Source organism: Curtobacterium sp. 8I-2 (genome assembly GCF_902506155.1).
GTDB lineage: Bacteria > Actinomycetota > Actinomycetes > Actinomycetales > Microbacteriaceae > Curtobacterium > Curtobacterium poinsettiae.
Genome location: NZ_LR732826.1, coordinates 515644 through 529746 on the forward strand (window position 1 = coordinate 515644; position 14103 = coordinate 529746).

Below are 14103 nucleotides of genomic sequence, written 5' to 3' on the forward strand. Positions count from 1 at the left end.
GGTTACGCCTCAACTCCTGCGCCGGCCGGCGCGTCCTGCGGGGCCTGCTGCGGGCGACGGTCACCGCGGTCGCCGCCACGACGGTCGCCGCCACGGTCTCCACGCTCACCGCGCGGGCCGCCACGACGCTCGGGGCGCGACGAACGCTGGTTCGCCTGCTCGCGAGCGAGCTCCTTATTCGTGATGTCGCCCTTGTAGATCCAGACCTTCACGCCGATGCGGCCGAACGTGGTCCGGGCCTCGTAGAAGCCGTAGTCGATGTTCGCGCGGAGCGTGTGCAGCGGCACACGGCCTTCGCGGTAGAACTCCGAACGCGACATCTCGGCGCCGCCGAGACGACCCGACACCTGGATGCGGACACCCTTGGCGCCGGCGCGCTGTGCACCCTGCAGGCCCTTGCGCATGGCGCGACGGAACGCGACACGAGCGGAGAGCTGCTCGGCGATGCCCTGCGCGACGAGCTGGGCCTCGGTCTCGGGGTTCTTGACCTCGAGGATGTTCAGCTGGATCTGCTTCTTGGTGAGCTTCTCGAGCTCACCGCGAACGCGCTCCGCCTCGGCGCCGCGGCGGCCGATGACGATGCCCGGACGAGCCGTGTGGATGTCCACGCGGACACGGTCACGGGTGCGCTCGAGCTCGATGCGTGCGACACCGGCGCGGTCGAGGGTCTTCTTCAGGTACTCGCGCACCTTGATGTCCTCGGCCACGTAGTCGGCGTAGCGCTGACCGGCCTTCTTGCTGTCGGTGAACCAGTGCGAGACGTGGTCCGTCGTGATCCCGAGACGGAAACCGTACGGGTTGACCTTCTGGCCCATTAGTTGCTCGCCTTCTTGCTCGTCGCGGCAGCCTCGACCTCGTCCGGCGTCGCGAGGACGACCGTGATGTGGCTGGTGCGCTTGTTGATGCGGAAGGCGCGGCCCTGGGCGCGCGGCTGGAACCGCTTCAGGGTCGTGCCCTCGTCGACGAAGACGCGGCTCACGTAGAGGTCGCGCTCGTCGAGGAAGCTGTTCGTCGAGTCCGCCTTGACCCGTGCGTTCGCGATCGCCGAGGCGACCAGCTTGTACACGGGCTCCGAAGCGCCCTGGGGGGCGAACTTCAGGATGGCGAGGGCCTCGTGGGCCTGCTTGCCGCGGATCAGCTCGATGACGCGACGGGCCTTCTGAGGCGTGACGCGGATGTGTCGCACGCGTGCGATCGACTCCACCATTTCGTTCCTCCTCTGCGTCGCCGCCTCAGCGGCGACGGCCCTTCTTGTCGTCCTTCACGTGACCACGGAAGGTGCGGGTCGGCGCGAACTCGCCGAGCTTGTGACCGACCATCGACTCGGTGACGAACACCGGGATGTGCTTGCGGCCGTCGTGGACGGCGATCGTGTGCCCGAGCATGTTCGGGACGATCATCGACCGACGCGACCACGTACGGATCACGTTCTTGGTGTTGGCCTCGTTCTGCGTGACGACCTTGCGGAGCAGGTGCTCGTCGACGAAGGGGCCCTTCTTCAGACTGCGTGGCATCTTCTGAACTCCTACTTGCGCTTCTTGCCGGCGTTACGGCGACGGACGATGAGCTTGTCGCTCGGCTTGTTCGGCTTGCGCGTACGGCCCTCGGACTGGCCCCAGGGGCTGACCGGGTGACGACCACCGGACGTCTTGCCCTCACCACCACCGTGCGGGTGGTCGACCGGGTTCATGGCGACACCACGAACGGTCGGGCGGACGCCCTTCCAGCGCATGCGGCCGGCCTTGCCCCAGTTGATGTTCGACTGCTCGGCGTTGCCGACCTCGCCGATCGTGGCGCGGCAGCGTGCGTCGACGTTGCGGACCTCGCCCGACGGCAGACGGAGCTGCGCGTAGGGGCCGTCCTTGGCGACGAGACGCACCGAGGCGCCGGCGGAGCGGGCCATCTTGGCGCCGCCACCGGGGCGGAGCTCGATGGCGTGCACGACGGTACCCACGGGGATGTTGCGCAGCGGCAGGTTGTTGCCGGGCTTGATGTCGGCGCCGGGGCCCTGCTCGACGACGTCGCCCTGCTTCAGCTTGTTCGGCGCGATGATGTACCGCTTCGTGCCGTCCACGTAGTGCAGGAGCGCGATGCGCGCAGTGCGGTTGGGGTCGTACTCGATGTGAGCGACCTTGGCGTCGACGCCGTCCTTGTCGGAGCGACGGAAGTCGATCACGCGGTACTGGCGCTTGTGGCCACCACCGATGTGACGCGTGGTGATACGGCCGGAGCTGTTGCGACCACCGGTCTTCGGCAGCGGACGAAGCAGTGACTTCTCCGGAGTCGAACGGGTGATCTCAGCGAAGTCGGCGACCGACGAGCCGCGACGACCGGGGGTCGTCGGCTTGTAGTTACGAATAGCCATGATTTATCCCTCTGGTCCTCAGCCGACAGCCGTGAAGATGTCGATCGAACCGGACTTGAGCGTCACGATGGCGCGCTTGGTGTCCTTGCGCTTGCCGAGACCGAACTTGGTGCGACGGGTCTTGCCCGGGCGGTTCAGCGTGTTGATGCTCGCGACCTTGACGTTGAAGATCTTCTCGATGGCGAGCTTGATCTCGGTCTTGTTCGAGCGGGGGTCCACGATGAACGTGTACTTGCCCTGGTCGATGAGCGCGTAGCTCTTCTCCGAGACGACCGGCGAGATGACGACGTCGCGCGGGTCCTTGTTGAAGCCGCTCATGCGGTGATCTCCTTCGCGGTCTTCGACGCGATGAAGGCGTCGAGGGCGCTCTTGCTGAAGACGACGGCGTCCGAACGCAGCACGTCGTAGGCGTTGAGCTGGCCGTACGAGAGCGCGTGGACGTTCGACAGGTTGCGGATCGACTTGAGCGTCAGCTCGTCGTCCGTCTCGAGCACGACGAGCACGTTCTTGACGGGCGCGACCTTCTCGAGGAGCGTGCGGGCGGTCTTGGTCGACGGCAGTTCAGCCGCGACGAAGCCCTCCACAGCGGAGATGCGGCCACCGCGGGCGCGGTCCGAGAGCGAGCCGAGCAGAGCAGCGGCGATCATCTTCTTCGGGGTGCGCTGCGAGTAGTCACGCGGGGTCGGTCCGTGGACGACGCCACCGCCGGTGTGCTCCGGAGCACGGACGGAACCCTGACGGGCGCGGCCGGTGCCCTTCTGCTTGAACGGCTTGCGACCGGCACCGCGGACTTCGCCGCGGTTCTTGGTCTTGTGGGTGCCCTGACGCGCGGCTGCGAGCTGCGCGGTGACGACCTGGTGGATCAGCGGGACGTTGGTCTCGACGTCGAAGAGAGCTGCGGGGAGCTCGACGGTGCCGGACTTGGCACCCGATGCGTCGAGGACGTCGATCGTGGTTGCGGTCGTGGTGGCCATGATCACTTACCCTTCACGGCGGTGCGGACGAAGACGGAGCGGCCACGAGCACCGGGGACGGCGCCCTTGACGAGCAGCAGACCCTTCTCGGCGTCGACGGCGTGCACCGTGAGGTTGAGGACGGTCACGCGGTCGCCACCCATACGACCGGCCATGCGCATGCCCTTGAAGACACGCGACGGGGTCGAGGAAGCACCGATCGAGCCGGGCTTGCGGTGGTTGCGGTGCGCACCGTGCGAGGCGCCGACGCCGTGGAAGCCGTGGCGCTTCATGACACCGGCGAAGCCCTTGCCCTTGGAGGTACCGACGACGTCGACCTTCTGGCCCGCCGTGAACGTGCTGTCCACGGTGAGCTCCTGGCCGAGCGTGTACTCAGCGGAGTCGTTGGTACGGATCTCGGTGAGGGTGCGACGCGGGGTCACGCCAGCGGCCTCGAAGTGGCCAGCGGCCGGCTTGTTGACCTTGCGCGGGTCGATGGCACCGGCGGCGATCTGGATCGCCTCGTAGCCGTCGCGCTCAGCGTTGCGGATCTGGGTGACCACGTTCGGGCCGACCTCGATCACGGTGACGGGGATGAACTTGTTGTTCTCGTCCCACACCTGGGTCATCCCGAGCTTCTTGCCGAGGAGGCCCTTGACGGTCTTGGTTGAGTTCGCCATTGGTCAGCCCCCTTACAGCTTGATCTCGATGTTGACGTCGGCCGGCAGGTCGAGTCGCATGAGCGAGTCCACGGCCTTCGGCGTCGGGTCGACGATGTCGATGACCCGCTTGTGCGTGCGCTTCTCGAAGTGCTCGCGCGAGTCCTTGTACTTGTGAGGGGAACGGATCACTGCGATCACGTTCTTCTCGGTGGGGAGCGGCACCGGGCCGACCACGGTTGCACCGGCACGGGTCACCGTGTCGACGATCTTCCGGGCCGACGTGTCGATGACCTCGTGGTCATACGACTTGAGCCGGATGCGGATCTTCTGTCCCGCCATGTGTCTCTTGTCCTCTCTGCGCCGCGCACCTTCTGGCCGCCTGACGCCGCTCGGTTCCGCATTCCTGCGGACCGTGCTGTTTTCCTGAACCAACCGGCCGCATCCACTGGGGATGACCGCTGTTCACCTGTCAACCTCGCGGGCGACCGTGGCCGTCCAGCGTGGGCAATCGACTGCCTCGTGCTCCGGGCGCAGCAGTCGTACACCGCGTCCGTCACATCTCGGGGAGTCGTGTTCTGCTGCCTGCGGCCCAACCCAGCCCTGCTGAACAAGGGGGTTGTGCACTGCCAGAGCAGTGATCCTGTGGGCGTACACCCACGGGGAATTCGGAACCGGACAAGTCTCGCATAGCCCCGGCCCACGTGCAACCCGGGCGTGTCGTGAATTGCCGGGCGCGTCCCGCCGGCTCGCTTGCCCGGATCCACGGGGATCGGACGGTCTGGAGGCCCGGCTCGGCCCCGCAACGCAACGCACCCTCCGGACGTGGTCCGGAGGGTGCGTCGAGACGGGTCAGGAGACCGTCACTCGGCGGTCACCGGGGGCACGAACCACGGCGGGAAGACGGCCACGCGGGGAGCGTGTCCGCCGTGGTCGGCGAGCACGGCGCGGACGGTCTGCCGGGCCTTGTCGTTCGGCACACCGATCACGGCCACCGAGGTGAACGGCACGCTCGGACCGGCGAGCAGCTCGAGGCCGTGCATCTCCGGGTCCGTGAAGTCGGTGCGACGGATCAGGTTCGTGCCGGCGTCGGGGCCGACGGCGAACCGGACGTCGTCGGCGTCGGCGTCCTGGTCCGCGACGATCACCGAGGCGCCGAACGCCGAGACCGGCACGACGAGCACCACGTAGTCGATCGCGCGGGTGCGACGGGCGGCATCGGACCAGCGCTCACCCTCGGCGCCCGTGCGGAGCTCGTCCCACCGCGTCGCGTCGGGCGACAGCGTGAACGGCACGTGCCCGGCGATCGAGGAACCGTCCGGTGCCTCGGCCTCGGCACGTGCGGCACGGGTGTCGGCGGAGCTGACGTCCACGACAGGCTCGGCCTGGTCGGCCGCCAGGATCGCGCCGGCGCCGACGATGCCGTCGAGGTTGTCGATGTGGGTGACGTGGTGGGCACGGAGCGCTGCGAACTCACGTGCCTCGGGCAGGTCGGCGGACGACGAACGGAGCGACGTCGGCGACCGGAGCGACGTGTTCGGCCCGGAGGCCGGCGGGTCGACGCGCAGGTTGGTGGTGATGCGGGTCCGGCGTGGTGCCGGTGTAGCTGGGATCTCCGACGCCTCGCGCTGCCGGGGTGCGCAGATGTCGCAGAGCTCGGTGGGGAAACCGTGGATGCACTCGTCGGTCACGACTGTTGTGGGTCCTTCCGTGCCGTGTGGGGTGGTCCGGCACGTCGACCAACGCTACGTCATCCGGACGGCCCCCGGGTCATTGTCGGTAGAGCAGTGCCCGGACCTCGGCCTCGGCGGACGCCAGGCGGTCTGGATCGATGGTCTCCCCGTGGTCGTACGCATCGAGCAGACGGGGGTCGATGTAGCTCTGTCGGCACACCGTCGGGGTGTTGCCGAGCTCGTCGCTCGCGGCCTTCACCGCGTGCGACACGGCCTTCTTCCGCTTGGCCTGGGATGACTGCGGCCCGGTCTTCGCCAGGTCGACCGCGGCCGCGACCGTCCCGTGCAGGGTCCGGAAGTCCTTCGCGGTGAACTCGTCGCCGGCACGTTCCTTCACGTAGGCGTTGATGTCCTCGGCGGAGAGCGGCTCCCACTCCGCCCCACGGCGCTCGCGGAACGACAGCAGACGCGCATTGGGTCCGCGTCGCTTCATGCCGGCGATGACCCGCGCCAGGTCGTGGTCGTGGATCGACGACGACCACTCCTGCCCGCTTTTGCCGGGGAAGTCGAGTTCGATGTCGTCGCCGGACACGTGGGCGTGCGCGCAGAGCAGCGTGGACAGCCCGCGGCTGCCGTGCTCGGTGGCGTACCGCTCGGACCCGACCCGGAGCGACCCCTGGTCGAGCATCCGGAAGGCTGCGGCCAGCGCGCGCCGGCGGTCCGGTTCCGGCCGGCGGAGGTCTTGTGTGACACCGCGACGGGCGACCGGCAACGACTCCGCCAGTGCGAGCGCGCGGTCGTACTTGATCCGGTCCATCCGTTCACGCCACGACGGGTGGTACATGTATTGGCGACGGCCAGCACCGTCCGTGCCCGTGGCCAGGATGTGGCCGTTCGGGTACGGCGAGATCCAGACGTCGTCCCACGCCGGCGGGATCACGAACTCCTCGAGCCGACGGCGCTCGTCCGGATCGGTCACGGTCTTGCCGTCGGGGTCACGGAACGAGAAACCGCGTCCGGAACGGACGCGGTGGTAGCCGCGACCGGAGGTCGCGGATCTGCGGAGGCGGGTCACGTGCCCGAGCCAACTCCGTGAAGCCTGTGACGGGTCACGGGGCGGACAGGAGGCCCGTGGCCGACCCCGCCCCGTTCCTCCTGTCCGGCACCCTGTACGGCGCGCCAGTGGCCGGGTACGACGAAGCGGGGCCGGACCCGAAGGCCCGACCCCGCTGTCGCAAGGAACCGGAGTTACTTGATGATCTTCTCGACCGTACCGGCGCCGACCGTACGACCACCCTCACGGATGGCGAAGCGGAGGCCCTCTTCCATGGCGATCGGCTGGATCAGCTCGACCGTCATGGCGACGGTGTCACCGGGCATGACCATCTCGGTGCCCTCGGGCAGCGTGATGACGCCGGTGACGTCCGTGGTGCGGAAGTAGAACTGCGGGCGGTAGTTCGCGTAGAACGGGTTGTGACGCCCACCCTCGTCCTTGGTCAGGATGTACGCGTTCGCCTGGAACTCGGTGTGCGGCGTGACCGAACCCGGCTTCACGACGACCTGGCCGCGCTCCACGTCCTCGCGCTTGAGGCCACGGATGAGCAGACCGGTGTTGTCACCGGCGACCGCGGAGTCGAGCAGCTTGCGGAACATCTCGATGCCCGTGACCGTGGTCTTCTGCGTCGCGCGGATGCCGACGATCTCGACCTCGGCGTTCAGGTTGAGCGTGCCACGCTCGACGCGACCGGTGACGACGGTGCCACGACCGGTGATCGTGAAGACGTCCTCGATCGGCATCAGGAACGGCTGGTCGGTGGCGCGCACCGGGTCCGGCACGTGCTCGTCGACCTGGGCCATGAGGTCCTGGACCGACTTGACCCACTTCTCGTCGCCCTCGAGCGCCTTGAGCGCCGAGACCTGCACGACGGGGGCGTCCTCGTCGAACTGCTGCGAGCCGAGGAGCTCGCGGACCTCGAGCTCGACGAGCTCCAGGATCTCCTCGTCGTCCACCATGTCGGACTTGTTCAGTGCGACGACGATGTAGGGGACGCCGACCTGGCGGGCGAGCAGGACGTGCTCACGCGTCTGGGGCATCGGGCCGTCGGTGGCGGCGACCACGAGGATCGCGCCGTCCATCTGTGCCGCACCCGTGATCATGTTCTTCACGTAGTCGGCGTGACCGGGGGCGTCGACGTGCGCGTAGTGACGCTTCTCGGTCTGGTACTCGACGTGCGAGATGTTGATCGTGATGCCGCGCTGGCGCTCCTCGGGAGCGTTGTCGATCTGCGCGAAGTCGCGGGCCTCGTTGAGGTCCGGGTACTGGTCGTGCAGAACCTTGGTGATCGCCGCCGTGAGCGTGGTCTTGCCGTGGTCGACGTGACCGATGGTTCCGATGTTGACGTGCGGCTTGGTGCGCTCGAACTTGGCCTTGGCCACTGTGGGTCCTCCTCAGGACTCGGAAGCGTCACCCCCGGCCGGCCCTGGATGGGCTCGGAACCGTGGGTGCGCGGTGTGTGTCTGTACTTTACTTGGTGGCGAGGGGCCCGTCGCCGGGCGCCCCCGCCTGTGGAGAAGCGCTGAGCGCTACTCCCCCGCGTTCTTCGCGATGATCTCCTCGGCGACCTTGGCCGGGACCTGGCTGTAGGTCTCGAAGGTCATCGAGTAGACCGCACGACCAGAGGTCTTCGACCGCAGGTCGCCGACGTAGCCGAACATCTCGGACAGCGGCACGCTCGCGCGGACCACCTTGACGCCCGAGGCGTCCTCCATCGAGGCGATCTGGCCACGACGGGAGTTCAGGTCACCGATGACGTCGCCCATGTACTCCTCCGGAGTACGGACCTCGACGGCCATGATCGGCTCGAGGATCGCCGGACCGGCCTTGCGAGCCGCTTCCTTGTAGGCGATCGAACCGGCGATCTTGAACGCCATCTCGGACGAGTCGACGTCGTGCGCCGCGCCGTCCTTGAGGATGGCCTTCACGCCGACGGTCGGGTACCCCGCGAGGATGCCGACCTGCATGGCGTCCTGGATACCGGCGTCGACCGACGGGATGTACTCGCGCGGGACACGGCCACCGGAGGTCGCGTTGACGAACTCGTAGACCTTCTCGCTCGTGACCTCCATCGGCTCGAGCGCGATCTGCACCTTCGCGAACTGACCGGAGCCACCGGTCTGCTTCTTGTGGGTGTAGTCGTAGCGCTCGACGATCTTGGTGAGCGTCTCGCGGTAGGCCACCTGGGGCTTGCCGACGCTCGCCTCGACGTGGAACTCGCGCTTCATGCGGTCGACGAGGATGTCGAGGTGGAGCTCGCCCATGCCCTTGATCGTCGTCTGACCGGTCTCGGCGTTGAGCTCGACGCGGAACGTCGGGTCCTCTTCGGCGAGCTTCTGGATGGCCGTGGAGAGCTTCTCCTGGTCAGCCTTCGTGTTCGGCTCGATGGCGACCTCGATGACCGGCTCCGGGAACGTCATCGACTCGAGGACGACCTGGTTGGTCGGGTCGCACAGGGTGTCACCGGTGGTGGTGTCCTTGAGGCCGATGACCGCGTAGATGTGGCCAGCGGTCACGTTGGCGACCGGGTTCTCCTTGTTGGAGTGCATCTGGAAGATCTTGCCGATGCGCTCCTTCTTGCCCTTGGTCGAGTTGATGACCTGGGCACCGGACTCGATCGAGCCGGAGTAGACGCGCACGTAGGTCAGACGACCGAAGAAGGGGTGCACCGCGACCTTGAACGCGAGCGCCGAGAACGGCTCGGTCGCGTCGGGCTTGCGGATGATCTCCTTCTCCTCGTCCTTGACGTCGTGGCCGATCATCGGCGGCACGTCGAGCGGGGACGGGAGGTAGTCGATGACGGCGTCGAGCATCGGCTGGACACCACGGTTCTTGAACGCGGAACCGCAGAGGACCGGGTAGAGCGTGCTGCTCACCGTGAGGGCACGGATCGCTGCCTTGATCTCGGCGACCGAGAAGTCGGTGTCGCCCTCGAGGTAGCGCTCCATGAGGACGTCGTCCGCCTCGGCCACGCGCTCGATGAGCTTCTCGCGGTACTCGGCGGCACGGTCCTGCAGGTCGGCCGGGATCTCTTCGATCTCGTACTTCGCGCCCATCGCGACGTCACCCTTGGCGTCGCCGCGCCAGGTGAGTGCACGCATCTGGACGAGGTCGACGACGCCTTCGAACGAGCTCTCGGAACCGATCGGCAGCTGGAGCACGAGGGGCTCCGCGCCGAGGCGGTTCACGATGGTGTCGACGGTGTAGTAGAAGTCGGCGCCCAGCTTGTCCATCTTGTTGACGAAGCAGATGCGCGGGACTTCGTACTTGTCGGCCTGACGCCAGACGGTCTCGGACTGGGGCTCGACGCCCTCTTTCCCGTCGAACACGGCGACGGCACCGTCGAGGACGCGGAGCGAGCGCTCCACCTCGACCGTGAAGTCCACGTGACCGGGGGTGTCGATGATGTTGATCTGGTTGTTGTCCCAGAAGCAGGTCGTCGCGGCCGACGTGATCGTGATGCCGCGCTCCTGCTCCTGCGCCATCCAGTCCATCGTGGCAGCGCCGTCGTGGACCTCACCGATCTTGTGCGTGATGCCCGTGTAGAACAGGATGCGCTCGGTCGTCGTGGTCTTGCCGGCATCGATGTGCGCCATGATGCCGATGTTGCGGACCTTGTTCAGGTCGGTGAGCACGTCCTGTGCCACAGGGTTCCTCCGGAAGAGTTGTAGGAGAGGTTGGCGGCCGTCCGGGCGCCGGGGTTCTTGACCACCGGCGCCCGGACGGTGCCGGGACTACCAGCGGTAGTGGGCGAAGGCCTTGTTCGACTCGGCCATCTTGTGCGTGTCCTCGCGGCGCTTGACCGCGGCACCGAGGCCGTTGGACGCGTCGAGGATCTCGTTCATGAGACGCTCGGTCATCGTCTTCTCGCGACGGGCCTTGGCGTACGAGGTGAGCCAACGGAGCGCGAGGGTGTTCGCGCGGTGCGGCTTGACCTCGACCGGGACCTGGTAGGTCGAGCCACCGACACGGCGGCTGCGGACCTCGAGGGTCGGACGGACGTTGTCGAGCGCCTTCTTCAGCGTCACGACGGCGTCCTGCTGGTTCTTGGCGGAAACGCCCTCGAGTGCACCGTAGACGATGCGCTCAGCGAGGCCCTTCTTGCCGTCGAGCAGGATCTTGTTGACGAGCTGGCTGACGATCGGCGCACCGTAGACCGGGTCGGCGACGACGGGACGCTTGGGAGCGGGACCCTTACGAGGCATCTAACTCAACCCTTCTTCGCACCGTAGCGGCTGCGAGCCTGCTTACGGTTCTTGACTGCCTGGGTGTCCAGGGCGCCACGGATGATCTTGTACCGCACACCCGGGAGGTCCTTCACACGACCGCCGCGGACGAGCACCATCGAGTGCTCCTGGAGGTTGTGGCCCTCACCGGGGATGTAGGCCGTGACCTCGGTGCCGTTGGAGAGCTTGACACGAGCGACCTTGCGCAGTGCCGAGTTCGGCTTCTTGGGGGTGGTGGTGTAGACGCGGGTGCACACACCACGCTGCTGGGGGTTCGCCTTCAGGGCGGGCGCCTTGGTCTTGGTGACCTTCGGCGTACGACCCTTGCGAACCAGCTGCTGAATAGTAGGCAACTGTTCTCCTGGTTCTTCGCTCGTGCTCTCTGGCCGGCGCGTTCCGCCGGCTTCCTCGTCCCACGCTGATCACCGCCGGACGGCGGGTGTTCGAGTGGGGGACGGAGTGGTCCGGCTGGGCGATCCCGCTCGCCGGACTTTTCGGGCGCGCCCGAGGGCGCACACCCGGTAGAGACTACCCGCGGAACGGGACGAAATCAATCCGGGTCACCCCGGGAACCGACACCGTCATGAGCCGGTGTCGGACGAGCCGTTGCCCACCGCCGAGCGGAACGTGGCACCGTCGCTCGAGAAGCCGGTGACGTACCCGCTCGCGTTGACGTTGAGCGGCCCCGCGGACGCCGTTCCGGTGCCGGCGGCACCCGAGATGTCCGCCGTGTACTTCGCCCGCCCGAACGTGGTCGTCGTGATCAACCAGCCGTTCGTCGTCCAGCTGCCGACCCGGACCGTCGGCCGCGTCTCGAGCGTCCACTTCTGGTTCGTGTAGGTGTACGCCGGGTTCTGGCCGTACGCGTAGAAGCTGCAGCCGGCCGGCGCGGCGTCGGTGGAGGCGATGCAGCCGTCCACCCAGTCGTCCACCGCTCGCTTGGCGGCCTGCTGCCCCGCGGTCGTCAGGGTGGTCGTCATCTGCACCGGGGTCGACGTCGTCCGGCCGAACCCGCTGACGTCCGCCGATCCACCACGTGCCGTGGTCCACTTGCCGCCGTCGAAGGCGACGTCGTAGGTGCCGGGCAGCGCGCGGAGGCTCACCGTGCCGTCCTTCGCGGTCCGCACGTTCCGGCCTGCGACCGTGACCGACGCACCGGAGGGTCCGCGCACGGCGACGTCGACCGAGCCGAGCTCGGGGGCCTGGAGCTCCCAGACCGGGAACACACCCCAGTCGGTCCCGGTCTTGTCGAGCGTGAAGGTCGCGGCGACGTCCTGGCCACCCTGGCGCAGGTACGCCCGGACGGTCGCGGTGTCGCCGTCCGTCCGCGTCGCGGCGACGCGGTACCCGGTGACCTTGTCCGATGCCTTCGCGTAGGCGGCGTCACCGAGCAGCACGTCGGACTTCCCACGTTCGATGCCCGCGTCGTCGAGGGCGTCGGCCACGCGTCCGGCCGTCAGGTCGTCGAGGAACGCCCGCACGGGGCGGTCGGCCGAGTGCGAGGCGGAACCGACCGAGTACCCGACGACCCCGGCGACGAGCAGCAGGACGACGGCGGTGCCACCCGAGATGATCCCGATGAGCTGCCCGCGGCGGAGCTTCCGGCGGGGACGCTGCGGCACCGGCCCGGGCGCTCCGGCGAAGCCGGCACCGGGCGCTCCGGCGAAACCGGCGCCGGGACCGACCGCAGGACCAGGGCCGACCGTCTGGCCGGCTGCGGCGAAGGCGCCGTCGGTGCCACGGATCGAGGCCACCGGCGGGACGGCACCCCAGCCGCCCTGCTGGTCCGGATCCTGCGCGTGCTGGTCGCTCATCGTTCCCCCGTTTGGTGTGCGTCGTGCTGTCCGAAGACTACCGCTCGGCGGGTCCCTCGCCCGCGTTCGTCCGGTTGTGCCCGGAGAGCCCGCCCGACCCGTCCGCACCGCTGGTCGCGTGCGTCCCGTCGGTCGCGACCGAGCCGCCCGCGGTCCGCGCCTGGTGGCGAGCCGTCGCGATCCCGCCGAGCACCGACAGGAGCGCCACCACGACGGAACCGACCACGAATGGGCCGAGGGCGTACCCCGCCGGGAAGACGAGGAGCTCGGTCGCGTCCGAGCGGACGAGTGCGTAGCCCACGGCTCCGACGCCGAGCATGACCAGGTAGACGGTCGCCGCCGCGACGAGGGCGGTCACCCCGGGGTTGCCGTCGCGGACACCCGCCGCGGTCGCCAGGAAGACGACCACCGCGCCGCCGACCACCATCGCAGGCCCGAGGTACGGGGTGGCGTCGGGCTGCGAGATGACCTCGACGTCGGCGAGCAGGGCTTCGAAGCCCGTGACGGCGATCACGAGCGCGATGAAGAGGATCGACGTCATCGTCGCGATCAGCCACCGGGACATGGGCCGATCGTATCGCCGACCGGCTGGTCAGCGAGCGGGTTCGGCGTGGTCCGTGTCGTCGACGTGCGCACGGTCGGACTGCTCCTGCGCTGCGGCGACCAGGGCGAGCGCGATGGTCGCCGTGATGATCGGGACGGTCTCCGTCATCGGGGCGGGCGCCTCCGGCACCGTCGCGGGCACGAGATCCGACGTCGTCGGGCGGGTCGGGTCCGTCGCGACCGTCGCGTCCGCCAGGTCGACCCGCTGGAGGCCCGTGGTCGCGTCCGTCTCGCCGGCCCCCTCCGGCTCGTGGTCGCGCAGCGCCGGCCCGATGACCGGCAGGACCCCGGTCGTGGCCGGCGGCTCCGCGCGCAGGACCGGCGGCTCGGCCGCAGCGGACCCGTCGCGCTTCGCCGCGCGACGCGCACGGACCATCTTCACCAGGACGACGACGGCGACGATCGCCCAGATGCCGTTGACGATCGTCGAGGGGACGGCGTGGTGGGCGGCGACGTTGACGGCCACCGCGAGGCCGCCGATCAGGTTGAGCAACTGGTAGAGCGGACCGTTCGGGATCCTGCCCGTGGAGAACAAGATGTAACCAGCGAGGACGGTTACTGCCCCGAACCAACCGAGGAACTCCACGATTCCGACCAACACGCGCGACTCCGGGCACGACGAGGAACGGCCGATTCGAGCCGACCGTTCGAGAGGGGATGAGCAGCCGCGGACACGGCGCCGTGAGCATCGTAATCTCCTCGACGGGCGTCGCGGAAGTGATGTCGGCGTGGCGCGGCCGACACCGGTCCGTGCGG

17 protein-coding genes are annotated in these 14103 nt (G+C 68.3%); all 17 read right to left on the bottom strand.

Annotated elements, in window-relative coordinates; translation table 11 throughout:
* Positions 1-2: 2 nt before the first annotated feature.
* Positions 3-815: a 30S ribosomal protein S3 gene (gene rpsC / locus BOSE127_RS02490; RefSeq protein ID WP_017885527.1), complete on the bottom strand. Its 813-nt coding sequence runs from the start codon at positions 813-815 to the stop codon at positions 3-5.
* The gene (gene rplV, locus BOSE127_RS02495) at positions 815-1207 is read right to left on the bottom strand and encodes a 50S ribosomal protein L22 (protein ID WP_017885528.1); all 393 of its coding nucleotides are present in this window, start codon (positions 1205-1207) and stop codon (positions 815-817) included. The genes rpsC and rplV overlap by 1 nt, the downstream gene beginning before the upstream one ends.
* 25 nt (positions 1208-1232) lie before the next feature.
* On the bottom strand, positions 1233-1514 hold the full coding sequence (gene rpsS / locus BOSE127_RS02500) for a 30S ribosomal protein S19 (RefSeq protein ID WP_017885529.1): 282 nt from the start codon (positions 1512-1514) through the stop codon (positions 1233-1235).
* Between the two features lie 11 nt (positions 1515-1525).
* Positions 1526-2365, bottom strand: coding sequence for a 50S ribosomal protein L2 (rplB, locus tag BOSE127_RS02505; protein WP_017885530.1), 840 nt, complete (start codon positions 2363-2365; stop codon positions 1526-1528).
* A gap of 18 nt (positions 2366-2383) precedes the next feature.
* The gene (gene rplW, locus BOSE127_RS02510) at positions 2384-2683 is read right to left on the bottom strand and encodes a 50S ribosomal protein L23 (RefSeq protein WP_017885531.1); all 300 of its coding nucleotides are present in this window, start codon (positions 2681-2683) and stop codon (positions 2384-2386) included.
* Positions 2680-3339 carry a 50S ribosomal protein L4 gene (gene rplD / locus BOSE127_RS02515; protein WP_027466730.1) on the bottom strand — a complete coding sequence of 220 codons (660 nt, stop codon included), beginning with the start codon at positions 3337-3339 and terminating at the stop codon, positions 2680-2682. The genes rplW and rplD overlap by 4 nt, the downstream gene beginning before the upstream one ends.
* A 2-nt stretch (positions 3340-3341) precedes the next feature.
* Complete coding sequence (gene rplC, locus BOSE127_RS02520) at positions 3342-3998, bottom strand: 50S ribosomal protein L3 (protein WP_017885533.1); 657 nt, start codon at positions 3996-3998, stop codon at positions 3342-3344.
* Positions 3999-4010: 12 nt separating this feature from the next.
* Complete coding sequence (rpsJ, locus tag BOSE127_RS02525; RefSeq protein ID WP_017885534.1) at positions 4011-4319, bottom strand: 30S ribosomal protein S10; 309 nt, start codon at positions 4317-4319, stop codon at positions 4011-4013.
* Between the two features lie 521 nt (positions 4320-4840).
* Positions 4841-5668 carry a DarT ssDNA thymidine ADP-ribosyltransferase family protein gene (locus tag BOSE127_RS02530; RefSeq protein ID WP_052481641.1) on the bottom strand — a complete coding sequence of 276 codons (828 nt, stop codon included), beginning with the start codon at positions 5666-5668 and terminating at the stop codon, positions 4841-4843.
* Positions 5669-5747: 79 nt separating this feature from the next.
* Positions 5748-6725 carry a DNA topoisomerase IB gene (locus BOSE127_RS02535; RefSeq protein ID WP_017885536.1) on the bottom strand — a complete coding sequence of 326 codons (978 nt, stop codon included), beginning with the start codon at positions 6723-6725 and terminating at the stop codon, positions 5748-5750.
* Between the two features lie 173 nt (positions 6726-6898).
* The gene (gene tuf / locus BOSE127_RS02540; protein ID WP_017885537.1) at positions 6899-8086 is read right to left on the bottom strand and encodes an elongation factor Tu; all 1188 of its coding nucleotides are present in this window, start codon (positions 8084-8086) and stop codon (positions 6899-6901) included.
* 147 nt (positions 8087-8233) lie between these two features.
* A complete protein-coding gene (gene fusA, locus BOSE127_RS02545) occupies positions 8234-10351 on the bottom strand; it encodes an elongation factor G (RefSeq protein WP_017885538.1) in 2118 nt (705 codons plus the stop codon).
* An 87-nt stretch (positions 10352-10438) separates the two neighbouring features.
* On the bottom strand, positions 10439-10909 hold the full coding sequence (gene rpsG / locus BOSE127_RS02550) for a 30S ribosomal protein S7 (protein ID WP_017885539.1): 471 nt from the start codon (positions 10907-10909) through the stop codon (positions 10439-10441).
* 5 nt (positions 10910-10914) lie between these two features.
* The gene (rpsL, locus tag BOSE127_RS02555) at positions 10915-11283 is read right to left on the bottom strand and encodes a 30S ribosomal protein S12 (protein ID WP_017885540.1); all 369 of its coding nucleotides are present in this window, start codon (positions 11281-11283) and stop codon (positions 10915-10917) included.
* A 228-nt stretch (positions 11284-11511) separates the two neighbouring features.
* Positions 11512-12744, bottom strand: coding sequence for a hypothetical protein (locus BOSE127_RS02560; RefSeq protein ID WP_159556124.1), 1233 nt, complete (start codon positions 12742-12744; stop codon positions 11512-11514).
* Positions 12745-12781: 37 nt separating this feature from the next.
* On the bottom strand, positions 12782-13309 hold the full coding sequence (locus tag BOSE127_RS02565) for a DUF6121 family protein (protein WP_042537507.1): 528 nt from the start codon (positions 13307-13309) through the stop codon (positions 12782-12784).
* 27 nt (positions 13310-13336) lie between these two features.
* On the bottom strand, positions 13337-13948 hold the full coding sequence (locus BOSE127_RS02570) for a CBU_0592 family membrane protein (protein ID WP_159556125.1): 612 nt from the start codon (positions 13946-13948) through the stop codon (positions 13337-13339).
* Positions 13949-14103 lie beyond the last annotated feature (155 nt).